27 protein-coding genes and 1 tRNA gene are annotated in these 22,655 nt (G+C 42.3%); 13 read left to right on the forward strand and 15 right to left on the reverse strand.

What is annotated here, in order from left to right; all coding sequences use genetic code 11:
- The first annotated feature begins 414 nt into the window (after positions 1-414).
- Together L4D76_RS26695 and rpoS are read left to right on the forward strand one after the other, a co-directional pair.
- Positions 415-795 (forward strand): hypothetical protein, encoded by a 381-nt coding sequence (locus L4D76_RS26695; protein WP_428443887.1) that lies wholly within the window; start codon positions 415-417, stop codon positions 793-795.
- A 284-nt stretch (positions 796-1,079) separates the two neighbouring features.
- Positions 1,080-1,955, forward strand: coding sequence for an RNA polymerase sigma factor RpoS (rpoS, locus tag L4D76_RS26700; protein WP_428443888.1), 876 nt, complete (start codon positions 1,080-1,082; stop codon positions 1,953-1,955).
- Between the two features lie 196 nt (positions 1,956-2,151).
- On the opposite strand, the gene L4D76_RS26705 is transcribed toward rpoS, so the two are convergent.
- Positions 2,152-2,481 (reverse strand): DUF3653 domain-containing protein, encoded by a 330-nt coding sequence (locus L4D76_RS26705; protein WP_428443889.1) that lies wholly within the window; start codon positions 2,479-2,481, stop codon positions 2,152-2,154.
- Between the two features lie 285 nt (positions 2,482-2,766).
- Between L4D76_RS26705 and L4D76_RS26710 the strand changes: the two genes are divergently transcribed.
- A complete protein-coding gene (locus tag L4D76_RS26710) occupies positions 2,767-3,117 on the forward strand; it encodes a DUF6404 family protein (protein ID WP_428443890.1) in 351 nt (116 codons plus the stop codon).
- 222 nt (positions 3,118-3,339) lie between these two features.
- Here L4D76_RS26710 and L4D76_RS26715 read toward each other — a convergent pair whose 3' ends face one another.
- The 7 genes from L4D76_RS26715 to L4D76_RS26745 form a co-directional block, all read right to left on the reverse strand.
- The gene (locus L4D76_RS26715) at positions 3,340-4,290 is read right to left on the reverse strand and encodes an SPASM domain-containing protein (RefSeq protein WP_428443891.1); all 951 of its coding nucleotides are present in this window, start codon (positions 4,288-4,290) and stop codon (positions 3,340-3,342) included.
- A complete protein-coding gene (locus L4D76_RS26720) occupies positions 4,280-4,648 on the reverse strand; it encodes a radical SAM protein (RefSeq protein ID WP_428443892.1) in 369 nt (122 codons plus the stop codon). Before L4D76_RS26720 ends, L4D76_RS26715 begins: the two co-directional genes overlap by 11 nt.
- A 49-nt stretch (positions 4,649-4,697) precedes the next feature.
- A complete protein-coding gene (locus L4D76_RS26725) occupies positions 4,698-6,338 on the reverse strand; it encodes a sulfatase family protein (RefSeq protein WP_428443893.1) in 1,641 nt (546 codons plus the stop codon).
- Between the two features lie 36 nt (positions 6,339-6,374).
- Complete coding sequence (locus tag L4D76_RS26730; protein WP_428443894.1) at positions 6,375-6,503, reverse strand: twin-arginine translocation signal domain-containing protein; 129 nt, start codon at positions 6,501-6,503, stop codon at positions 6,375-6,377.
- Positions 6,504-7,107: 604 nt separating this feature from the next.
- Positions 7,108-7,311, reverse strand: coding sequence for a DUF3653 domain-containing protein (locus L4D76_RS26735; RefSeq protein WP_428443895.1), 204 nt, complete (start codon positions 7,309-7,311; stop codon positions 7,108-7,110).
- 970 nt (positions 7,312-8,281) lie between these two features.
- Positions 8,282-8,362: transfer RNA gene (locus L4D76_RS26740), tRNA-OTHER, on the reverse strand.
- 47 nt (positions 8,363-8,409) lie between these two features.
- Entirely contained in the window at positions 8,410-8,541 is a 132-nt protein-coding gene (locus tag L4D76_RS26745; RefSeq protein WP_428443896.1) for a hypothetical protein, read from the reverse strand.
- Between the two features lie 246 nt (positions 8,542-8,787).
- Here L4D76_RS26745 and L4D76_RS26750 point away from each other — a divergent pair, with 246 nt between their 5' ends.
- Positions 8,788-9,297 (forward strand): hypothetical protein, encoded by a 510-nt coding sequence (locus L4D76_RS26750; RefSeq protein WP_428443897.1) that lies wholly within the window; start codon positions 8,788-8,790, stop codon positions 9,295-9,297.
- A 198-nt stretch (positions 9,298-9,495) separates the two neighbouring features.
- The gene (locus L4D76_RS26755) at positions 9,496-9,696 is read left to right on the forward strand and encodes a hypothetical protein (protein ID WP_428443898.1); all 201 of its coding nucleotides are present in this window, start codon (positions 9,496-9,498) and stop codon (positions 9,694-9,696) included.
- A 59-nt stretch (positions 9,697-9,755) separates the two neighbouring features.
- Here L4D76_RS26755 and L4D76_RS26760 read toward each other — a convergent pair whose 3' ends face one another.
- Together L4D76_RS26760 and L4D76_RS26765 are read right to left on the reverse strand one after the other, a co-directional pair.
- A complete protein-coding gene (locus tag L4D76_RS26760) occupies positions 9,756-9,983 on the reverse strand; it encodes a DUF3653 domain-containing protein (protein WP_428443899.1) in 228 nt (75 codons plus the stop codon).
- An 841-nt stretch (positions 9,984-10,824) separates the two neighbouring features.
- Positions 10,825-11,652 (reverse strand): hypothetical protein, encoded by an 828-nt coding sequence (locus tag L4D76_RS26765; protein WP_428443900.1) that lies wholly within the window; start codon positions 11,650-11,652, stop codon positions 10,825-10,827.
- A gap of 676 nt (positions 11,653-12,328) precedes the next feature.
- On the opposite strand from L4D76_RS26765, the gene L4D76_RS26770 reads away from it, so the two are divergent.
- Complete coding sequence (locus L4D76_RS26770) at positions 12,329-12,517, forward strand: hypothetical protein (protein ID WP_428443901.1); 189 nt, start codon at positions 12,329-12,331, stop codon at positions 12,515-12,517.
- Between the two features lie 109 nt (positions 12,518-12,626).
- On the opposite strand, the gene L4D76_RS26775 is transcribed toward L4D76_RS26770, so the two are convergent.
- Both L4D76_RS26775 and L4D76_RS26780 read right to left on the reverse strand, forming a co-directional pair.
- Positions 12,627-13,076 carry a CBS domain-containing protein gene (locus L4D76_RS26775; protein WP_428443902.1) on the reverse strand — a complete coding sequence of 150 codons (450 nt, stop codon included), beginning with the start codon at positions 13,074-13,076 and terminating at the stop codon, positions 12,627-12,629.
- Between the two features lie 519 nt (positions 13,077-13,595).
- Positions 13,596-14,405, reverse strand: coding sequence for a substrate-binding periplasmic protein (locus tag L4D76_RS26780; protein WP_428443903.1), 810 nt, complete (start codon positions 14,403-14,405; stop codon positions 13,596-13,598).
- 271 nt (positions 14,406-14,676) lie between these two features.
- Here L4D76_RS26780 and L4D76_RS26785 point away from each other — a divergent pair, with 271 nt between their 5' ends.
- The 4 genes from L4D76_RS26785 to L4D76_RS26800 all read left to right on the forward strand — a co-directional run bounded on the left by L4D76_RS26785 (position 14,677) and on the right by L4D76_RS26800 (position 17,170).
- Positions 14,677-15,192: a GNAT family N-acetyltransferase gene (locus tag L4D76_RS26785; protein ID WP_428443913.1), complete on the forward strand. Its 516-nt coding sequence runs from the start codon at positions 14,677-14,679 to the stop codon at positions 15,190-15,192.
- A 143-nt stretch (positions 15,193-15,335) separates the two neighbouring features.
- Positions 15,336-15,812 carry a GNAT family N-acetyltransferase gene (locus L4D76_RS26790; RefSeq protein ID WP_428443904.1) on the forward strand — a complete coding sequence of 159 codons (477 nt, stop codon included), beginning with the start codon at positions 15,336-15,338 and terminating at the stop codon, positions 15,810-15,812.
- A 30-nt stretch (positions 15,813-15,842) separates the two neighbouring features.
- Positions 15,843-16,322 (forward strand): GNAT family N-acetyltransferase, encoded by a 480-nt coding sequence (locus L4D76_RS26795; RefSeq protein ID WP_428443905.1) that lies wholly within the window; start codon positions 15,843-15,845, stop codon positions 16,320-16,322.
- Between the two features lie 425 nt (positions 16,323-16,747).
- Positions 16,748-17,170, forward strand: coding sequence for a VOC family protein (locus L4D76_RS26800; RefSeq protein ID WP_428443906.1), 423 nt, complete (start codon positions 16,748-16,750; stop codon positions 17,168-17,170).
- Positions 17,171-17,384: 214 nt separating this feature from the next.
- Here L4D76_RS26800 and yddG read toward each other — a convergent pair whose 3' ends face one another.
- Positions 17,385-18,278, reverse strand: a complete 894-nt coding sequence (yddG, locus tag L4D76_RS26805; protein WP_428443907.1) for an aromatic amino acid DMT transporter YddG — start codon at positions 18,276-18,278, stop codon at positions 17,385-17,387.
- 223 nt (positions 18,279-18,501) lie between these two features.
- Here yddG and L4D76_RS26810 point away from each other — a divergent pair, with 223 nt between their 5' ends.
- On the forward strand, positions 18,502-19,299 hold the full coding sequence (locus L4D76_RS26810) for a ParA family protein (RefSeq protein WP_428443908.1): 798 nt from the start codon (positions 18,502-18,504) through the stop codon (positions 19,297-19,299).
- A 177-nt stretch (positions 19,300-19,476) separates the two neighbouring features.
- Here the strand turns inward: L4D76_RS26810 and L4D76_RS26815 are convergent, their stop codons facing one another.
- Entirely contained in the window at positions 19,477-19,830 is a 354-nt protein-coding gene (locus L4D76_RS26815) for a tRNA-binding protein (protein ID WP_428443909.1), read from the reverse strand.
- Positions 19,831-20,073: 243 nt separating this feature from the next.
- On the opposite strand from L4D76_RS26815, the gene L4D76_RS26820 reads away from it, so the two are divergent.
- Together L4D76_RS26820 and L4D76_RS26825 are read left to right on the forward strand one after the other, a co-directional pair.
- The gene (locus L4D76_RS26820) at positions 20,074-20,580 is read left to right on the forward strand and encodes a fasciclin domain-containing protein (RefSeq protein WP_428443910.1); all 507 of its coding nucleotides are present in this window, start codon (positions 20,074-20,076) and stop codon (positions 20,578-20,580) included.
- A gap of 336 nt (positions 20,581-20,916) precedes the next feature.
- Positions 20,917-22,113 carry an iron-containing alcohol dehydrogenase gene (locus L4D76_RS26825; protein ID WP_428443911.1) on the forward strand — a complete coding sequence of 399 codons (1,197 nt, stop codon included), beginning with the start codon at positions 20,917-20,919 and terminating at the stop codon, positions 22,111-22,113.
- 289 nt (positions 22,114-22,402) lie between these two features.
- Here the strand turns inward: L4D76_RS26825 and L4D76_RS26830 are convergent.
- Positions 22,403-22,655, reverse strand: a 253-nt coding sequence (locus L4D76_RS26830; protein ID WP_428443912.1) for a thioredoxin domain-containing protein, incomplete at its 5' end; no start/stop codon positions are given.

Raw genomic sequence — 22,655 nt, forward strand, 5'->3', positions numbered from 1 at the left:
ATACGTTGTTGAAAAGTGTTCCCTAAATTTCGGACACGATATTAAGTGATTTGGACTGCCCAGACTCTACTAGACAATTTTCGTTTATTCTTTTTGCATAGGAGATTATTTATGAGCAGACATCAAATTGAGTATGCCTACATAAGAACTAATGGGGCAGGTCGTGATTCTTACTTTACGCCTAAGTTCTAGTACGGCAAATTTGGGCTAACGGTAGCTTATTGCGTATTAGATCTAACTCACAATGGGGGGCAAAAGCCACTCAATGACAACGCTAATTCATTGGAGCTTACGAACGTAAAAACTATCAGACTACGTCATTTTTCGTTAACTTAGGCTGCTTCTGTTGCTTATCATTGGGACTTAAAGCCATTTAGTAAGTTATGGTTTAAAAATTCAATTGGTTGGTTCTGGTTGAGCTCTCCAACGGTAGCAATTGAAGACTTTCAATATAATATTGGTGATCATGTTAAATACTATCCGTTTTTGCTTCAGCGCAGTTATGTTTCAGGCCATAAAGCTGAAAGTTTTTTAGTCTCCGGACGGTCTTCTAATGGTGTTGTTTATTTTGAACAATACAATAGTTTTGGTGGTTGTTACCCAAAGGTACATAAAGGGACAGTTCGATTAAAAGTTGCAATTGAAGATGTGCATGGAAAAAAACACATTACAAAACTTAAAGTTCCGTCGGTAACTTTCGATGAGGCAAAAAAATATAATCCTTCATTAGGGCGTACTCTTGCTGAGCTTAATGGGGATAACGAGTCAACTACGAAATCTTGTTGCCCCGTCTAGTAATACGGGGTGAAAGGTTTTTGGGAGTACCATGCCCTACAGCGCGGTCATGAACTTCCGAAATGTATCATGGGGTAAATTTGATCTGTTCTGATTCGAAGGTTGTGTTACGGTGTCACGCCCTATCATCATCCCCTCTTTGATCTCATAGCAAATTAGTATTCTATTCTTGAGGTTGAATACTAAACCTGTATCGTATACAACTGGTATGATGTGTTGTTGCTGAGTATATCTCAGAAAAATAAGAGAAGTGCCTTAGTACAATTTGCTGTTAGGGGATCGATATGGATATCATTAAAAATGAAACACAAAGCTTCGATGCTGATGTCATTCAGTTGTACTTAAGAGAAATCGCACATAAGCCCCTCCTGACGAAAGAAGAAGAGATCTTGTATAGCCGTAAGAGCCTTACTGGTGATATGGCGGCTAAAAAGGTAATGATTGAGAGTAACTTACGCCTTGTCGTGAGTATTGCTAAGAAATACCGCTGTAGTGGCATGCAATTTAGTGATCTGATTGATGAAGGAAACATAGGCTTGATAACAGCTGTTGATAAATATGACCCTGAGCTGGGCTTTCGTTTTTCAACCTACGCTACATGGTGGATTAAGCAAACCATTGAGCGATCCATTCATAACCAAGCTCGTACTATTCGTTTACCTGTGCACGTTTCTAAAGAAATCAACACTATTTTTAGAACGCATAAGCGGTTGATGAAGAATACCAGTCATGACCCTAGCCATGAAGAAGTGGCTAAAGAGCTTGAACGTAGTGTCGACGATATTACTTCAATGCTTGCTTATGATGCGCCGGTGGTGTCTATTGATCAAACGATTGGTGATGACACTAATTCTCAGTCGATTTCAGGCTACATCGCTGATGATTCATCAACTAGCCCTGAAACGCATGTTGATAAACAGGATGTTCGTAAGCTGGCCATGGCAATGTTAGAGAGCTTAAATCAACGAGATCGCGAGATTCTTTGCCGTCGATTCGGTTTACTGGGTTATGAAGCCCAAACACTTCAACAAGTTGCCGATGAAGTTGGTCTAACTCGTGAACGTATTCGTCAACGACAGTTTAGCTCTATAGAGAAACTTAAAAAAATCCTGCATCGTGATAATTGCGATATGAAAACTCTTTTTGTCGATATTGAGTAACATAATGACTTATGGCTATCATTTTTACTGTGTACGAAATGAGTCAGAAATGAATGATTTCCGGTAACTGGAAAGCCGGATGTTTCTAGACTCCATCCCCAACACCATTTCCTTGTAATTTATCCGTAAACGTTCTAAATCTAAACGCGCTAACTAACTGCCAACGTGCTTGTTTGTATCCATGGCCTTGACAGTATCAGCGTCTGCTTGTTGGTAGGTTTTTAAGACGGCGTGCTGTTTGAATAATGGTAGCTTTGTTCTTACTGTCAGGTGTTAAACTCCATCCTCCAGGGATAATCAGTTTTTCTTTGTTAATTCTCCAGCCTTCCCAACGTTCATTAAACACACCTAATTCTCTACCAGAATACATTTTCATTAGTCGTCGGCACTCCGGCGGTATCTCCTGCCCTGAATCCCAACGAGTGACCGTCCTCACAGTTTTAAAACAAAGATTAGCGGCTTCAATCTTCGATAGACCGCATATAAATTTTCTAAATATATAATTTTCACTGTGTTTTTTGGTCATGATGTCCACTTTATGAGCCCACTTGTACTTCAAGTAGTTTCAAAATACCCAGTGAATACGGGGCTATCTTATAAAATCATCAGTAATTTGTACTTGCCATAATCTGTTCATAATCTGCACCATTAATAAACGGCAATGGTTAGTTATATGAATTCATTTCGTAGAATAAAATGTTAGGTTCTTTTCTGAAACTCATCAGCTTACATTTGAATTGCCTCGCAGCATGCCATCGAGATCTTATTGTAAAATTAACGGTCTAGCTCGAGTTTTCCCAAGGAAGTATACATGTCGTATGAGAATAAGTTGAAGGCAGCTAATGCCGAGCTCAATAAAGCTGGAATTAAAGAATCCAGCTCTAACCCTATCTATATCAGACTGCTTAGGAAGTTAGGTTTTCAATCACCGCCACCATTTTATCGAAGTTTTGGGATTAACTGGTTAACATCATATATCTTTTTTACCTCCATTTACGGAACGTCAATGTGGTTTATCAATTGGCAAGACATGGGGTTTTCGATGCTTCAATCGTTTGTCTCCGCATCAACAATAGGTGGAATATTTGGCTTTGCAATAGCAAATTATTACAAATGGAGATCTTCACGTTGTAAGTTATCGAAATGGGAAAACTTAGGTTAAGCGTCTAAGCCTAACAATCAAGGTGATGCATTACACTCGGCAGTTTTGGTATGAATTTGTTGCAGAATTGCCCCCGCCTAGTAATAAGGGTCGAAGGGTTTGGCCCTGTCTGAACATTATCGAGCTTTAAATGACCTTTAGTCATCGGAAGCGTTACTGAAACGTACTTTATTACGATTCATCAGTTATGTTCAGTTGAAGAATAGCTTAGCGCACGGTATTTTATTCCTCGCCACAACAGCGTTTATACTTTCGGCCGCTACCGCACAGGCATAACGAATTTCGACCTTGAGATGAAGGGACACGGCTCATTTCTCGTTGGCGCAAAATAACCATAATTTCGGGCGCAGACCTCCCTGTTTGTACAAGATCAGCCAAAATGCTTAAGTATGGGGCCATATGGTTGAAAATCTTTTTGTAAGCAGTGCAGAGATAACTCACGCCCGGCTCACCATCAAGGGTTTTAACAAATCTGTGTTTTGGGCAATCCCCATGGCAAGCCGTTCTGACTTCACATTTCTGGCAGCACTCGGCCAGGCTTTCAAGTTTCGCATTCCCGAACCTTTGCTGAGCCTCTGATTGCATGAGTTCCGTCAAAGGTGTTTCCATGATATTGCCGAGTTTGTGCGAAGGGTAGACATAATGGTCGCAGGAATACAGATCGCCATTATGTTCCAAAGCCCCTGCCATGCCGCATTTCGGTGAAAATTGGCAGAGTCCGGGCCCTGCTCCAAGCCAGTTGCCTAGCGCAACCTCAAAGAATTGCACAAAGATCTGCCCCACATCATTACGCACCCACTCGTCAAACAGGCTGATGTAAAAGGTTGCCATTTGCTCCGGATTCACGCTCCATGGCATAAGCTGATAGTTTTCAGATAACTCACCGCTGAATGGCGGAGCTGCGAAATCAAATCCAAAGTCTTCAACGGTATCATCCGGCAGACGTTCAACTACCGGAATGAACTGCATATGTCCATCGCCGATCGTCTTGAGAAACTGGTAAACTTCTAGCGGATAACGGGAGTTTTCATCATTAATAACGGTGAGAGTGTTGAAAGGAACTTTGTGCTTTTTTAAGAGAGCCACACCTGACATGACTGCATCAAAAGTCGGCAGCCCATTACCTTTGATCCGGTAGCTATCGTGTAGTTCTCGCGGGCCATCAATACTCACCCCGACCAGAAAGTCGTGTTTTTTTGAAAAAGCGGCACCAATCGTCAGTGAGAAGGGTGCCGTTGGTCTGGATGGTGTTCGTGACCTTTTTCCCCCCAGCATGTTTCTTCTGCAACGACACCACGGACTTGAAATAATCGACGCCAAGCAAGGTGGGTTCACCACCCTGCCAGGCGAAATGGTATTCCGCTGTATTCTGACTCTCAATGGTTTGGCGTATGAAGCTTTCAAGGACATCGGGGGGCATCCGGCAGGAATCTGGGCGGCTATACAGATTCTTCTTTTCCGTATAAAAACAGTAGGTGCAACTCAGGTTGCACCTAGCACCAGAAGGCTTAGCCATCACTTGAAATTGCATGAGCCTCTATCTCCCTAATGTATGAAACAATCCCTATCAAAGCCCTGCATTATGGATCGAAGCGCTCAATGGCCCAATTCACCTCTTTGACATCGGGCAGGTGAAAGCCATCGTCCTTACCTACTTCACTATCGACCAAGCGGTTGAGTTTGTCGTTCATGGCAAGCAGAAGCTCCTGACTCTGCTTGTTCAGAGCGAGATTATTGACCTCATTCGGATCATTTTCAAGGTCGAACAGTTCGACATCGTTGGCATTTAAAATCTGCTCATGGGTCGTAGGACGATTGTGATCCTGTGAGTTAAAGTAACGACTGTATTTATATCTTCCATCGAAGACGGTTCTGATATTGGAACGTTTCTTCATGTCCGGTCTGGGCATATTATCCAGAGTCATCTTCTCACCGGAGGCCTGGGCCTTGGCAATGCTGCCCAGCCAGTTGGCATCCATAAAGGCCCACATACTGAAGCAATACAAGGATCCCTCACGGACGGCATCATGGGAGGCTTTTTGCGGGCTTGCCAAGAGCGGCGAGACGTCATGCCCTTTCAGCTTGGCAGACACTTCTTTCTTCTGCATCTTGTCAGCACCAGTCATACCTAAGATTGTCGGCACGATATCGTTATGGGCAGTGACCGCTTTACATTGTTTACCCCCAGACATGTCCGGGTGGTAGACGACGAAGGGCACGTTGTTCTGTTCTCGATAGGCCGTCGCGCCCTTGCCGGACATCCCGTGCGCACCGACGAGCTCACCATGATCGGCAGTCATAATGATGATAGTGTTGTCTAGCATGCCCAGGTTTTCGAGCTCAGTGAGAATAGTATCCACAGATCGGTCATTATCACTGATGCAGTTCAAATAATAATCCTGCATTTTTTTCCAACGTTCGTCTTCGTTGGGAATTTTACCGCAGAGCATGCCCATCGACTCCTGGTAGTCATAATGCGCCATCGGGCGTCCAGGTTCGGTCAGAGGCTGCTTGCGATTGGGTGAGAGCGGTACGTCCCACTTCTTCTTATATATCTTGTCGTCCGGATCACGAGTGATCTCGAACATGGTGCGATTCGCGCCCTGAACATCCTCGCCTGGCTTATCGGTGTCGTAGAACATAACGTCATGAGGATTGACTAAGCTAAGTGTTTTGAACCACGGCTGGCCGGCATCATTCACCGCTTTTCCCTTGCGTCGCAGCCAGGCCTGAGAGGTCGCTGTGACGTACTGGTCGGTGTAGTACCCGAACAGAGGATCGCCAACGGCGTCACCAATCCCGGTGAAGTCGGAGAATCCGTACTTGTCCATGATGTCGTGGCCAACCATCTGGTAGGGGTCACCCTCATTGAAATGCTCGTGAATGCGTTCATGAAGATGCCATTTTCCCTGATAGGTCGTGTAGTAACCAGCATCCCGCATCATGTGGCCAAGTGTAGGGATATCGAATGACATGTCGTCTATCCAGGGAAAATCCGTATTGTCGAACATCCCGGTATGCTGAACGTGCTGTCCGGTGAAAATAACAGAACGAGAGGAGGTGCAGACCATTGAGCAAACCTGATGGTTCTCAAAAGTCGTTCCCATTTTTGCAAGGCGGTCCCTGCCGGGCCAATGCCCCTTCCCCGTCAGTTCAGGAAGATAACGTTCCTGGTCGGTAAGGATGAATAAGACATTGTAGCGTTTCGGCTTGAGCGGCATACCAGGCTTTGATTTACCAACATAAAGCTGTGCAGCTTATGCCGTTGGCGGCATCGCCATGCCTCCCACCCCTATCGCCAGCGTCGTCAGACCTGCCGTTTCAAGAAAATCCCGACGTGTAAGGCCCGTTTTACCTTTATCATTGGATTTTTCAAAGCGACTCATGGCGTTCATCCCTATTTCAGAACCAATTGAAATCAACTTGATACTTAAGAATAGGCCTCTTAAAATCATGGGTATAAGCGAATGCGCACTAATGATTGATAAATCAGAGAAAGATCATACTTCTGAAGTTTTTTGCGCTGATTGAAACCGGCACTTATCTTAAGTGTCACCGCAGGATAGGGATTGCATTTCGAAGTACCAAAGCAGTCGTAACTTACAACCACATATTAAAACCTGGCTAATTATTCAATTAACTGTTGCTATTTGGTACGTGTATTAGAGCTCGCTTGAGGGAGTTTAGTAGCATCACAATTGTCAGACTATGTTGTGTTTCGTTAACTTAGGCTGTTAGGTTGAGTATGAATCACTACATATCATGAGAATCACTTCACAAAGTTCTGATCCTTTTTTGGCGGTCAGCTCCCTGCCCTATACAGTGAGATTAGTGCTTAGTTGAAGGAAGGCTCCAATGGTTAGGATTCAGAGGTGTCCAGTTTGTGGTTCATGCGAATACCTGCAATCGCGTTCTCTTGGGATTAGGGTTTGCCTTTGTGGTGTAGTAATATTTGAGGCAATAAGCAGAGCCGAAGCCCTGCTATCATTTTCATCGAGAGATTAGTTTAGCAACTTTGATAATTTGACTGAGATTCTTTCTATCTTGCTCGGCTCCAATTTCAATCAAGGCATTCCCAGTAATAATCCGGTCTGGTGTTAATGACCATTTATTTGGCGTAATAAGCAGACCTTTTCTAATACTCCATCCTCTCCAATCATCACTTAATGGGTCAAGTTCAAGGCCGGAATACATCCGCATTAACCGTTTGCACTCTGGCGGTATCGGTTTCCCCTTATCCCATAGCGTGACAGTTCTCACACTCTTAAAACAAAGTTTAGCGGTATCTTCTATGCTTAATACGCATCTATAAAATCTAAAAATATAGTTTCTGTAAGTTCATGTGTATTTCGCATCAAATCCTTCTTATCGCAAAGAAAGGATTCTAATTGATTGTTTTATAATTACTTTTGGTTTTTAACATAAGCCAGCACTTAACGCACCGCTTTGGTTTTCGGTTGTTAATCCCAATTTAAAACCAGTACGACGCAAGAGCTAGCGTAACAAGATGACTTGGTCGAGATTTGAGAGACGAGCGAAATACTAGATGCCATCACTTAGAGGTGCTCTCCTTTATCCAGAACAGCTACGTTAAACATATGAGGCGAGGGGCGTGCGTATAGAACTGTGCGGAGAAGGGGTAACGGCTGTTCCTATCGCTACCTACTAATGCGCACTTAACCTCATATCAAGCATGGAAGATAAGTTGCATCATACTCGCCTCATTTTGGGATGAACATCACGGTATTATCTGGTTAAACGATTAGAGTATTAACTCTAATAATAAAGTAATGGCTAGGTTGACTCATGACATGTACACATGACGTCGTTAGACGAATTAAACGTAACTTTTGGCAGCGTTTGTTCTATAAAGAAGTTTATCATTGTGGTAAGTGCGGTAAGGTTATTAAAATATGAGTAAGGATTCACGATTAATTCAAAAAAAATTAAAACGCGAATCTCGAGTCATTTTAAAGAACGTAAGGGAACGATTTTTTAAGAAATATAACAACGCGGGTTAAGTAGATTGACAACGTTTTTTATTTACCATAACGCCCGTAAAACGATCCAAAAAAGCCCATCACTTCTGGAAGGTCGCCCAAGGCGGCCTTTTCGTACTTTACAGACAAAAAAACCGCCAGCATGAAAGCGGTTTTCTTAAATCTGGGTCTCCCTGCTGGACTCGAACAAGCGACATACCGATTGACGTAATAATCTGCTGTTCTACCAACTGAACTAAGGGGGAGCTGTATGGTGCCATATAACATCATCAGGTCGTTTATAACGTATGGCCTAACGGTCGTTATCTTTACTCATTTCAATGATTTTTGATTCGAAAGCCCATTCACGCATTGGCTCGAGTAATTTTGCTTTCGCATCCATCATTGCCAACGCCTTTTCCATCTCAGAAAGATCTCTTTTCATGTAGGAGATATTTCGTATTAGTATTTCCCTTTTCATCACCACACCCCATGTGCATTAGGTTTAATACGTAGGTTATCAAGAATTGCAGCCCCCCTAAAGGGGGTATATTTTGATTTGTGATTATAGTTCCGATAAGGAAAGCAAAAGCTGATTTACCATAACCCCCGAAGTAAGAATCACAGAATGAAAATACGAAATTAGACGCATATACATATAGGGTTGATTAATTAAATTATAGGGGTTCTCATGACTGTAAAATTGCTTAATCCGTACTTACATTTATATGCTCGCTTTAATTACCTGTTCGAAGATTGTGGCCACACATTTGAAGAAATCGCTGAAATTGAGCTTAACAATCCTATTTATGGTGATGTTACTGAGCTAAGTGAGCAAGAAAAGGCAAGAGAGAAGGAGAGCCTACTTCTCCTAATTAATCACTGTTTCGGAAAGGCTACAGACCAAGATATTGCTCACTTATGCCCACCGAGTAAACCACATTCTGTAGAGTATGTTCGGCCTGTCGAAGAAGAGCATCTATGCGTTACTAAAGGGACTGAGTCAGGTGATTTCTATGTACTTATTACTTTGAAAAGAGATGAAGAATATGCACATAAACTTGTAAAAGAGAACAATGAACTAATCACTTATTTAGCATATAAAAATGCGCATGAGGGTAGTTCTTTTGGTGTTAGTGGTGAGGTGGATTTTGCTCAAGCTGGTATACATGCCACAGACTTAAAAGACCTCGTAAGCTAAACAATATTTTTCATTATGTTGAGATGGATGATTGAACCCCGTCTAGTAATACGGGGTGAAAGGTTTTTGAGTGCGTCATGCCCTACAGCGCGGCCATGAACTCTCGAAATGTACCGTGGTGGAATATCCCCCTAAAGCATGCCACTGTGTGAATAGTCACTAGTCGCATATTGAGTGTGCATTCTTTGAGGGTTGAGGATGAGTTCAGTTAATGAGTATTTTAATCAAGCTGACGGTTTACGTTCTCTTATGAAAAGATATGAGTGTAAAGAGAGCGTTAAGGCACATCAAAGTAAGATACGACTCGCTATACTTACTGGTCAGTATCAAGAAGTAGAACCATTGATGGATTTATTGGAACAAGCACAAATAGAGCTAGAATCTACTTATTTACAATAACGCCTGTAAAGCGATAAATACTAAGCGCGCTAGCTAACTGCCAACGCGCTTTGTTAGTGTCAGCGTCTGCTTGTTGGTAGGCTTTTAAGACGACGTGCTATTTGAATGATAGTAGCTTTGTTCTTACTGTCCTGCTCAGCCCCAATCTCTAGCAGAGCGTTTCCAGTGATGATTCTATCAGGTGTTAAACTCCATCCCCCAGGGATAATCAGTTTCTCTTTACTAATTCTCCACCCTTCCCAACGTTCATGAAATACACCCAATTCTCTACCTGAATACATTTTCATCAGGCGTCTACATTCTGTGTGGGATAGCTGCTTCTCATCTTATTATATTTTTTTGTGTGTTGTTTTTTTATTATCACTCCTGAACATTATAAGGAACACTTAAGTTGGAAAACGAACATAATTGAAGAAAATTCTCACCTTTCTGTTTATGTACCTCATTCTGTAAATAGATTCTATGAGATTCTTGATAAGAATAATGTTCATATTAAATCTTTATTACTAATTCAATAACTTCATCCGGTGATAAGTTTGCAGATGAAGATAAGGCAATGAATAGTTTTAATGGTTTTTCAATGATAAATTTAGCACATTGAGTCATTCACTATCTCGTTGCTATTTGGATAACGAAAAACATATAGAAAAAACGATGATTTTGTAAAAATAATAGATTCGAAACTTAAGTCTTTCTCTTTAAGCTTTTGATGGATTTTATTACCTGATGTTATTTTTCCTTTTCTATATTCTGTTTTTGCAGTTTTTTTTGGTTTCCGTTATCGTTAAAATCTTCTACCCCGTCTAGTAATACGGGATGAAAGGTTTTTGTGTGCGTCATGCCCTACAACGCGGTCATGAACTCCCAAAATGTATCACGGGGCTAGATTCCACCACCAATACATGCAGCGTTCTTGAAGGAGTTATAGACTAAAAGAACTGAATAAGGATAACTCTATCAGTTAGTTACCACTCTGCATATCTTTGGGTATGCAGAGGGTTGAGTTATCGTGCCGAAGGCACTCTTGAAGCAACCTGAACGGGTGGGAAACCAGATCGCATTTATCTTCGCGGCCCAACAAACGGTAGTATCTTTAGCCAAAAGCTATTATCTGCCCCCGTCATCTTACTACTGATTGAAGTTATTCTGATTACAAATAGTCTCTTGTAACTCGATACCATAATCATTCAGGAACTTTTCATACTTTCCGCTTTCGCACAGTAAGATTAACTTTAGATTAAAGTTATCTCGAAGTACTGCGTCCTTAAAACTTGCCTTAAAATTGGTCACTGGCGGAAATAAGTGGTGAAATATCACCTTGTCTATTGAGTACTCCAACTCTCGACTAAGGTTAGTAAAAATACTACGGTCAATCACGATGATACTCCCCTCATTTTGCCAGAACATTTTTACCTGCTCATTCTGATTTGCAACTTCAACATAGTTTTTCCGTTGTGGAGACTGAGGTGAAAACAAACGTTCGAACTCCGGCCCCAACTCTAAGTAAGCATTTTGCCAAGTTAAGACTGGATGATTTTTCAGATCGGCCACCTGTTCAATTTTCCAGTTATCGGATTTTTTACTAATAGCAACGTTGGAAAAAGTAATAAAGTTTGACGAGTAAAAAACCTCACTATCATCTACCAAGACACCAACCGACACCTGAGCCTGATTTTTTTGCACCGCAGTCTGAAGCTCACCATAAGGCACCTGAACAAAGCGCACGGCATAATCTTCCAAAGCCGCAGTAACAATATCCACCTGTAGCCCTCTCGTGGCTTTATCAATCACATAGGGAGGCATATCTGTAGAGATAGCAACGACAATCTCTGGCTTGGCTGCTAGAGATGAAGAAGTAAACGGGATTACAATCAATAGCATCAAGATATTAATACCGGCAGTTATTTTTCTTTTTATCCCAGAAAACGCATAGGGAAGTCTTTGGAAAGTACTCATGATTTGACTGCCTCCCGGCAGAATACACTGATAAGGTATTATCAAGCTTAAGACTGTTTCCCAGTGTGTGCAGGGTAAATTGTCCCCCCGTTCATCAGCTTGCAGTTTTGCTAGCGGCTTCCTCCAGACCGTTCCTCGTGGAAAAGCCCTTGCCGTTCGCTAATAGTTAACGTTTAATAATCATAAGGTTACTAAACGGTGATTTTCCTATAGAGGACTTACACCTCATTAGTTCATGCCCATGCTGGGCGTACACAAAGCAATCAAGGTGATGCTGTAGCTAAAGCATTAAATGGCAAAAAAATTTACTAGATTCTGTATTAAAACCCCGATAGTTTGGGGTCTTTTTGTTTCATGTTACTTTCGGCCTTCCGGTAGTTTTCTAAGCAACCTTGCAGCCTGAATGATGGCAGCTTGGTTTTTGCTGTCTTGTTCTGCTCCAATTTCTAACAATGCGTTTCCAGTGATGATTCTGTCAGGTGTTAAACTCCATCCTCCTCCGTGGGCTGGGTAACGCCAACATAAACGGCGCGACGTCAGGAGCGTCCGGTTACCGATAGGGAGCGCATTTAGTTTTGTTTCGGTAAATAATTATGTAAGCGCCCATTTCCCCCCGCATTCTCTTTAAGACAATAGCTTAATATTGATACAGCTCCTTTATAAGTGGAGCGATATCATGACACGTGAAGATAAATGGCAATTGTGGGTACAGATTAAACCCTTCACCAATGGCGAATGGTCTAAATCATTAGTGCGATTTGGCCATGCCCAGGAACGTGAGATAACACTTGAAAATGGGGATATGACTGAAGTTTGGAAGCCGGAACAGGCTCATGTTTACTTGCTAAAAAACATAGAAAAATAACGACTTACCCAATGAAATGCCATTGATAGATTGTCAATCGTGAAGCCTGATAATATCAGGCTTCACAGCAAATTCGGCTTGCTGGCCAGAACAGATAATTGAAGAAAAATCAGGAACGAGTCTCCTGCTCGTGCTTTATCTCATTATTGGTGAGCTTCATCAGATTATTCGTCGCTTCAGCAAGTAACTCAAGCACATCATCCGCTGTAATAATACCTTCAAGCCCGCCCCGTTCGTTAACGACAGGCAATCGGCGCATGCCATGCTCATGCATTACGTTTAGAGTATCAAATAAGCCAGCCTCTTCTTTGACCGTCACAAGGGGGCTACTCATGACATCTTTAACGCAAATAGAGTCAACCGGAATTTGTGGCGCAATCACAAGAAGTACCAAATCTCTATCGGTGATGATACCTAAGGGGATATTTTCCTCACCCTGTTTCTCTGCAACAATCAAATTACCGACATGGTATTGACGCATGAGTTTGGCAACCTCGGTAATTGTTGTATCGGGCTCTGTTATAACCACCTGACGATTACAATACACTCCTGCCGTCATGATTATTCTCCAAAAGATCATCGTTATTAAGCGAAATGTATCAATAACACTAGTCTATCCGTTTGAAATTTCCACTTTGGAGACGTTTTTTGGCTATCTAAGCCATAGGTTTAAGCCGGTTCGGAAATACACCTTATTCTCTACCGGAATAGATTTTTATCAGACGTCTACATTCTGCCGGTATCGCTTGCCCTGCATCCCAGCGCATGACCGTCCTCAGAGTTTTAAAGCAAAGATTAGCGGCTTCAATCTTTGATGAACCGCACATAAACCTCCTAAATCAATAATTCCGTTCGTGTTTGGAATTTATATATACCAAGTTGAATATTATGATAGAGAACCGCAAGCATCCACGTATCAAAGCACCCTATGAGGTTATACTGAATCACCCTTCTTTCGGCACAGTGGTTGCAGACTAACGCGCTTTACTTCTTTTTGGCCTTGCTCAACAAACGGTAGTATCTTTAACCAAAAGCTATTATCTGCCCCTCCGTCATCTTACTACTGATTGATGTTATTCTAATTACAAATAGTATCTTGTAACTCAATACCATAATCACTCAGGAACTTTTCATACTTTCCGCTTTCGCACAGTAAGATTAGCTTTTTATTAAAGTTATCTCGAAGTTCTGAGTCCTTAAAACTTGCCTTAAAATTGGTTACTGGCGGAAATAAGTGGTGAAATATCACCTTGTCTATTGAGTACTCCAACTCTCGACTAAGGTTAGTAAAAATACTACGGTCAATCACGATGATACTCCCCTCATCTTGCCAGAACATTTTTACCTGCTCACTCTGATCCGCAACTTCAACATAGTTTTTCCGTTGTGGAGACTGAGGTGAAAACAAACGTTCAAACTCCGGTCCCAACTCTAAGTAAGCATTTTGCCAAGTTAAGACTGGATGATTTTTCAGATCAGCCACCTGTTCAATTTTCCAGTTATCGGATTTTTTACTAATAGCAACGTTAGAAAAAGTAATAAAGTTTGATGAGTAAAACACCTCACTATCACCGACCATGACACCAACCGACACCTGAGCCTGATTTTTTTGCACCGCAGTCTGAAGTTCACCATAAGGCACCTGAACAAAGCGCACGGCATAATCTTCCAAAGCCGCAGTAACAATATCTACCTGTAGCCCTCTCGTGGCTTTATCAATCACATAGGGAGGCATATCTGTAGAGATAGCAACGACAATCTCTGGCCTGGCCGCTAGAGATGAAGAAGTAAACGGGATTACAATCAATAGCATTAAGACATTAATACCGGTAGTTATTTTCCTTTTTATCCCAGAAAACGCATGGGGATGTCTTTGGAAAGTACTCATGATTTGACAGCCTTCCGGCAGGATACACTGATAAGGTATTATCAAGCTTAAGACTGTTTCCCAGTTTGTGCAGGATAAATATCCCTCGTTCATCAGCTTGCAGTTTTGCTAGCGGCTTCTTCCAGACCGTTCTCAGAGTTTTAAAGCAAAGCCGCACCAATAAATTGGAATGATTTTTTTCAATTAAAGCCTGTAAGTGTCTGGTAGTATGGGGAGAAATACGATCAGAGATCGTTGAATAAAAGATTATGTCTTTGGGAGAAAAATGAACATGGAATTGGTTTCACCATCAGAATTGTATGAGCAATCATTTATCTCATTTCTTAATGATTTCATTCAAAATGACCCGGGGAATTCTGAGTTTTATTCAGAAGCTTTAGTTTGCTTTTCAAGTTACGTTCAATCACTAAACGATCAGTCTAAAGGTATTAATCTGCCTGAAGGTTATGTTCCTTGTAACCATTATTGGTTAGTGGCAGAGAATAATGAGATCGTAGGCGCTCTGCGTGTTCGTCACAATATTGATACCCCTTTCCTTTCACATGAAGCTGGGCATATCGGTTACGACATAGCTCCGAGTTTTCGAAAACGTGGTTACGGTACTCGAATGCTCAAACTAGGTTTGGCAAAAGCTCAGTCTCTTAATCTGCATTCTGTGCTTATCACCGCTGACGAGGACAATATCGCTTCTCGTAAAATCATTGAATCCAGTGGTGGAATACTTGAGCAAGTAGTGATAGGTGAAGTCTTTCCTAATCCAATCGCAAAGTACTGGGTTAACTGTTAGTACAGGCTTACAAACTGTTCAAGCGGATGATCGAGCACTTACCGGTTTTGATTCGGAGTGTAATTTGATCTTTAAGTTAATCGCAAGCACCACTTAACAGGGCATTGTTTTTATTCAAGTCCATAGTAAATAAGGATATCTAAATGGTTAACCTGAGAAAAATGAGAGTCGAGGAATATCCTGCTTATTGTGATTATTTCATCGCTGATTATAGCCATGAAATTGCTCAAAATTATGGCCACTCGATTGAAGTCGCTACTGATTTGGCACACAACGATCTCATTCGATGTTTTCCTAATGGTCTTGAGACCGACGAACATGATTTACTGTGTATCGAAATTGATCCAGATGATACTCCAAAGCTTATTGGCTATCTCTGGCATTCAATCAAAACGAGTGACGCTTCAACGTTCATTTATGATTTCTATATTGAAGATGAATACCGTGGTAATGGCTATGGTAAACAAGCTATCAGCCAACTTGAAGCCTTATTAGTTTCAATAGGTATTAATCAAATTAAGCTTCGGGTTGCCTATCAGAATCAACGGGCATTAGCGCTATACCAAGAAGTAGGTTTTGTTATTTCTGGTTACAATATGTCTAAGAAATTAACGGGTTAAATAACAACATATAATACCAAGGAAAGGTTTATGTATTTAGAAACATTTACAGCTATGGATTACGATGTATTGGTCAACTGGATACCAAATGAAGAGTTCAACTATCTCTGGGGTGGGCCTGCATACGAGTATCCATTAACTGAACAGCAAATCATTACTCATGTTTCAAGACCAGAAGTCACCCCATTCATTTTGAAGTATGAAGAAAAAAATATTGGTTATATTGAGTTACTCAAAGAATCTCAAACAACTTATCGATTATGTCGAGTATTGATTGGTGATAAATCCCAACGAGGAAAGGGGCATGGAAAAGTACTCGTTGAATTGGCTATCGATTATGCCAAAACAGTTCTGAATGCAAAAAAGATCAATTTAGCAGTGTTTGGACATAATCAAAAAGCGATTAACTGTTATCAATCACTTGGATTTGAAGTAACAGGTAAAGATACAGCTTCACGCTCATTCGGTGGTCAGAACTGGACATCACTGTACATGGAAAAGGCTTTATAACCAAACAATCAAGGTAATGCGTTAAACTTGGCGGTTTTGGTGCGGAGTTCAGTATGCTTTGCTCGTTTGGCGTATACCCAAGTTACCCCAAGATGCAGGATTCAGAGTGATGCCAGCCAGTTCAATTCAAGGAAAATGTGCGAAGGAATGGCTGGTCCTTTCGAGTGCATTTGACACAGAAGTGAGCTGGCTGGATCACTCCCGAAGGGCGAGTTTTCCAGGCACTCATGTTGCGTTGCTGATTTTTGATAGAGAGCGACTATATCAGCAAATCAGCGCCTGACCTTAGCGCCTGGAAATTCTCGCTGAAACGAGCATCTTGAGGTTACTTGGGTATATACTCACCTTCTTGTAGGCATCTAGACCGTTCATAACATGTCGCATGTGACATATGAGTTTCTATTAGATTCAAAAGGATAATAATAATGAAGCAGTCAATCGTCCATATCGCTTTAGTGGTGAAGGACTATGATGAAGCGATTGATTTTTATGTGAATAAATTGAAGTTTGAGTTGATTGAAGATACGTATCAACCTGAACAAGATAAACGTTGGGTTGTCGTTTCCCCTCCTGGTTCAAAAGGCGTTACGTTGTTATTAGCACGTGCATCGAAACCAGAACAACATGACTTTATCGGTAACCAATCTGGCGGACGAGTTTTCCTCTTTTTGAATACTGATGATTTTTGGCGCGACTATAACCGAATGGTATCAGAAGGCATTAAATTTGTTAGACCACCTCAAGAACAAGATTACGGAACGGTCGCAGTATTTGAAGATCTCTATGGCAATCTGTGGGACTTACTTCAATTAAATGACGATCATCCGTTATCAATCAGAACAGCATAGCTGGTTTCAACGTGTGGCATTTTCTCTTCTAGTTGGGTGAGGTCTTTACCGCCACCGAAACGATAGATACAACCAAAGCCTGATTAGAGTCCCAGACCGGCATGCCCGATAGGGTTGTTATTGTTCGGGAATCCTTATGGGATGATACTTTAGAAATGATGCACGCTTTTTCGGTAAGCGCGCATCATCCTTAACGGGTAAAGTTGGGCATGTATCAAGATTTTTCTCGTGTAAACCACCAGCAAAGTAAGGAAGCAATAGTGACCATAACCACCCCTTGCCAAAACTTTGCAGTCAGTTCAATATTCAAAATCAATGCTGAGAAGAAAGTAGAAAAGAGTGGTGTGAAATACGACAGGGTTGCCAGAAGCATCATATTGCCGCCGATAATAGCGATGTTCCATAATGCATACCCGCTCCCCATAGCCACTCCCGTTATCAATAAGTCAACCGTCGCGCCTGATGTTAATACAATGGCAGGTTCATCACTAATAAGATACTTAATCCACAAAGCCACAGCTGTTGCTATAAAGAACCAAGTAATGGCATTCTCTCCGTTCGCAAGCCGCTTGGTGACATTGCAGTAAAACGCCCAAATAAAAGCACCAATAAACGCCATTGAATAACTTGCCGGGTTTGTCGCTATGTTGTCTGCCAATTGACTAATCGAAATCCCTTCATCACCACTCACCGTCCAGGCCACGCCGAAAAACGACAGCGCTATCGCCGGATAAAGTATCTTATTAACGGGCTTCTTACTGGTAAACACCGCGAGCAACACCGTTAAAGATGGCCACAAATAGTTAATCACGCCCATTTCAACCGCTTGAATTCGATTATTCGCCATTCCTAACGCAAGCGATAAGCAAATTTCATAGCTGACAAATAGCGCCCCACCTATCAGAAGGTACGTAGGCGAGAAGACTTTAAATCGTGGTGCGCCAATCAATATCACAAGAAACAAAGAGCTCACGGTATAAATCATTGCTGCACCACCAACGGGGCCTAATTGCTCCGCCACATTGCGAACAAGCCCTACTATTGTGCTCCATAGTAAAATAGCTAAGCAGCCTGCAAACGTGTATTTACGTGTTCCTGTCAAGATCATTCCTTTTGCGTTCGTCTACAGCATTTGATAGATAATACAGGCTAACAAATAATGCTCGTTGTATGAAATAAAGAGTAAATTCCGCTCCTCTACTTTCGTGCTTCCGCCTTTAATATCACCGCGTTCCGTTACCACCACTACAGAATAAACAAACAAAGATTGCCACTCTATTTACACTGATGTAACGTATTGTAACTAGTACGATAAATCAAAGGAATGAACAATGCGTCGGGTGGTATTTAATCAAAAAGGCGGAGTCGGGAAATCCAGTATAACAACGAACCTTGCCGCTCTTAGTGCCGCACAGGGGTATAAGACGTTACTTATTGACTTGGATGTGCAAGGAAACAGTAGTCACTACCTTGACTGTGATATCAATGCCGATAATAAACGAACCATTGCTGATTTATTAAACCAAACCGTTGGCTGGTTCACGGTAACGACTCCGATCATAGACTTCCCCCAACCTACAGCATTTGCCAATCTCGATATTATTCCTTCCAGCCCAAAACTCGAAAAGATTGAAGCCGAACTTGAGCGACGCTATAAAATTTACAAATTACGTGATGCGCTAGATGAATTGGATAAAAAGTATGATCGCATTTACATCGATACACCACCAAATCTTAACTTCTATAGTAAGACTGCATTAATTGCAGCACAGCGACTACTCGTTCCTTTCGACTGCGATAGTTTTTCACAGCAAGCACTCATTACTTTGCTGAATAATTTATCGGAACTAAAAGAAGATCATAATCCAACACTGGAAGTGGAAGGCGTGATCGYCAACATGTTTAATGCACAGGCCAATTTCCCAACGAAAATCATTGCCGATCTTAAAGATTTGGGGCTGCCCGTACTTGAACCTTACTTACCCCAATCGATCAAAATGAAAGAATCACACTATCAGCAGCAACCATTGATCTATTCAGCACCGAACCACAAGCTGACAAACCATTTTCGGGATTTATTTACCACCCTTGAGCAAACCAATACAGACGTTCCTGAGAGTGTAAAATAACGACATCATAATCTGAGATAGCCTGCAGTATTCACCCTGGCTATCTCAATTCTAATGACGCTAATTGAATCAGCTAACACCCATGTTATTCTAATTCGACAGGCGGCCTAAAAGGGTTCTGTCGTAAACTGAATGAGGAAGGTAATATTCAATTTAGCTTTTACTATGAAGTTAGGCTTATCCCGCCCGACAGCCATTTGGCATCTTAACTTCAGGCATCGCCAAGCAAGGTGTAAGTTTATCTTCGTAACCAATATCGAAAAGCATACCTTGAGAGACTTCTCCTGCCATTTTCCTTTCTGGCAAGTTCACAACAAACAGTGCTTGTTTGCCTTCAATTTCGGATGGATTTTCACGTTCTTGTTTGATACCCGCAAGAATAGTACGAACATGATCGCCAAAATCTACAGTCAGCTTCATTAACTTGTCAGACTTTTTCACTTCTGTTACCGCTACTATTGTGCCTACACGAATGTCGAGCTTTTCAAAATCTTCGAATGCAATGAGTTCTTTAATTGGAGCATGATTCATATTGAATTCCCTTATGTTTTATTATTTATGATTTGGATCTTAACACTTATTAATTAATCAAAGCATACGGCATGAACTAATTTCCGGACACCCACCTATTTCCAAAGGTCTGACCCTGTATCAGGCCTTTTTTTTAAAAGATAACTCATTTCTCTCAGTGAACTATACTATTTTCCCATACGTATTAAAGCTTCAGTATGCAGTATGCAACACGACACTTAAACACACCAAGAGGGTTCACTAATGAAAAGACTCCAACGCTTTTTTGCTTATTCGCTAAGTGCCTTATTCCTTTTTACCTTGTCCAGTTTGGCGGTAGCAGCCTATAAGAAAGGCGAGAAGATAAACCTGGTCGAAGTCGCGGCCACCAACGATGACTTCCAGACCCTGGTCATGGCGATCCGGGCATCCGGCCTGACCGGCACTCTCGAAGGCAAGGGGCCCTTTACTCTCCTGGCACCAACCGATGACGCTTTCGCAAAACTCCCTAAAGGCACTCTGGCTGACCTGCTCAAGCCAGAAAACAAAGAACAACTGCAGGCCCTGCTCAAATACCATATCCTGATCGGGGCTATCACCTCTGATGAAGTCAGCAAGCTGAAACTTCCTGAAACCGTTCAGGGAGGAACAGTACAAATCGAAAACGGCGAGGATGGTGTGACAGTCAACGGTGCTAAAGTCATTGCCGGTGATCTCAATGCCAGCAACGGAGTTATCCATGTTATTGACACAGTCTTAATCCCCGAATAAAGGCTCTATTAAAGCGCTCATATAACACTCAATTATTCCATTAACACGGAGTTCAGTTTTACTTGACCACTACAGGCCAACCTGTTTATACGGGTTGGCTATTTAACAAATAGCCTTACAATACCTCAGAAACTGCCATACAACGTTACAAGAAGATAATAGGCAATACGTTACAAAAAACTACGTGGCTTTAGAGCTGCAAAAAAGCCGTTACTCCGCCGTCACTGCTTGCGTGGCTAAGGGTTTTCCAGCCAATGCTTAGAAATATGAATCAAGTCTAATACAAATACACCCGTTGCTCTTATAATTCAAACATATGTTTAAAAGGATTTTAATATGTTTTTATACAAAGCCGTTATAGGTGTAAACAAGCAACTAAACAAATTAATCACCATCCCTTTTCCACATGTGGAAGCAGGGATAAACAGTATATCGAAGGCAGGCGAATTAATGTCGTCAGCCGGAGCCAAGAAAGTCATGATAGTGACAGGTAGAGTGAGCTCAATGGGGATGACAGTCCCCCTTTGTGAATCGCTGCAGGCCAAAAACATCGACTATGCCATTTTCAACCAGGTTACGCCCGATCCGACCATCGCCACAGTAACAAACGGTGCTGATTTCTATAAAAAACATAATTGTGACGCCCTTATCGCCCTCGGAGGCGGATCGCCCATCGACTGTGCCAAAGTCATCGGAGCTAAAGTTGTCAGAGACCGACCGGTAAGATCCCTGGCCGGAAAACTGAAAATCAGAAGGAAACTTCCACCATTTTTGGCCATCCCCACCACAGCAGGTACGGGCTCGGAAGCCACCGTCGCCGCCGTCATTTCCGATCCAGCCGCACGGCAAAAGTTCACCGTCATAGATCCCGTGCTATTGCCTGACTTCGCCATTATTGATCCCAAACTGATGACAGGCTTACCGCAAAATATGACAGCGGCAACCGGAATGGATGCCTTAACGCACGCGGTTGAAGCCTATATAGGCACATACAACACCCCGCTGAGCGATAACTATGCCAAGCAGGCGATTGAGAAAATTTTCACCTACCTGCCGAAAGCTTATGAAAATGGCCAAGATATAGAGGCACGCGAGCAAATGGCCATTGCCTCCTATGAGGCAGGTTGCGCCTTCACACGAGCATTCGTTGGCTATGTCCATGCAATCGCACATCAACTAGGAGGGATGTACCACATCCCGCATGGACTGGCGAACGCGGTTCTGCTCCCTATGATATTGCGTTTCTTACATCCATATTGCATGAAGCGTATGAATGAGCTGGCAGCAGTTATCGGTCTAAGTGATGGTGAAGAGTTTATTGATGCCGTTATTGAGCTAAATCAACAGCTGAATATTCCAACCAGCTTCCCTGAACTAGAGGCCAGCGATATTCCGTTAATTGCCAAGCGTGCATTAGCAGAGGCCCATGGCACCTATCCGGTACCGGGCTACATGAACCAAAAGCAATGTGAAAGTTTGTTGCGACAATTCCTTGTTGAACAACTGGAATGTGACAACGTCACGGCAGCCTAAAACTGCACTGCCGTCAGCAGCTGGAGAATTTCTCCGGCTGATTAACTGTTACGTGGATGGCAACGCCGGAATCAAGACTTCTTCCCATCAATGAAATGGACTCATGCTTGTTCTTTAACCATCACGGCCTACAAAGATGCCTGTTTTGCATTGGGAGAAATGTGCTAGAAAATGACCTGAAGGGAAGTAACCTGATCTCTACTTTCCCTTCCTCCAGATTTATCTATGGGAAGTAAAATGTCCCACCCCCCAGCTATCCACTTGCGGGGTTTATCATTAATGAACGCCGCTAGATCAGATCGCACGCCTCCGGCGGCATCCAATGCTCACCTTTGCCTTCCCATTTGATATTGCAGCCAATCGGGTTGGTCACAGGTACGGTTACTGGCCGGCCCGCCAAAAGCTCCTCAAGAGCGTTATCAAGATCATTGACCGTCATCCTGGCCGTATTGCGCGGATTATCTACCCCCCGACCTGTGTAGACGAGTTTTCGCTCCTGGTTGAATACGTAGAAATGCGGTGTTCTCAGTGCTCCATAGGCC

It is taken from the genome of Photobacterium sagamiensis, from assembly GCF_050337085.1.
Lineage (GTDB): Bacteria > Pseudomonadota > Gammaproteobacteria > Enterobacterales > Vibrionaceae > Photobacterium > Photobacterium sagamiensis.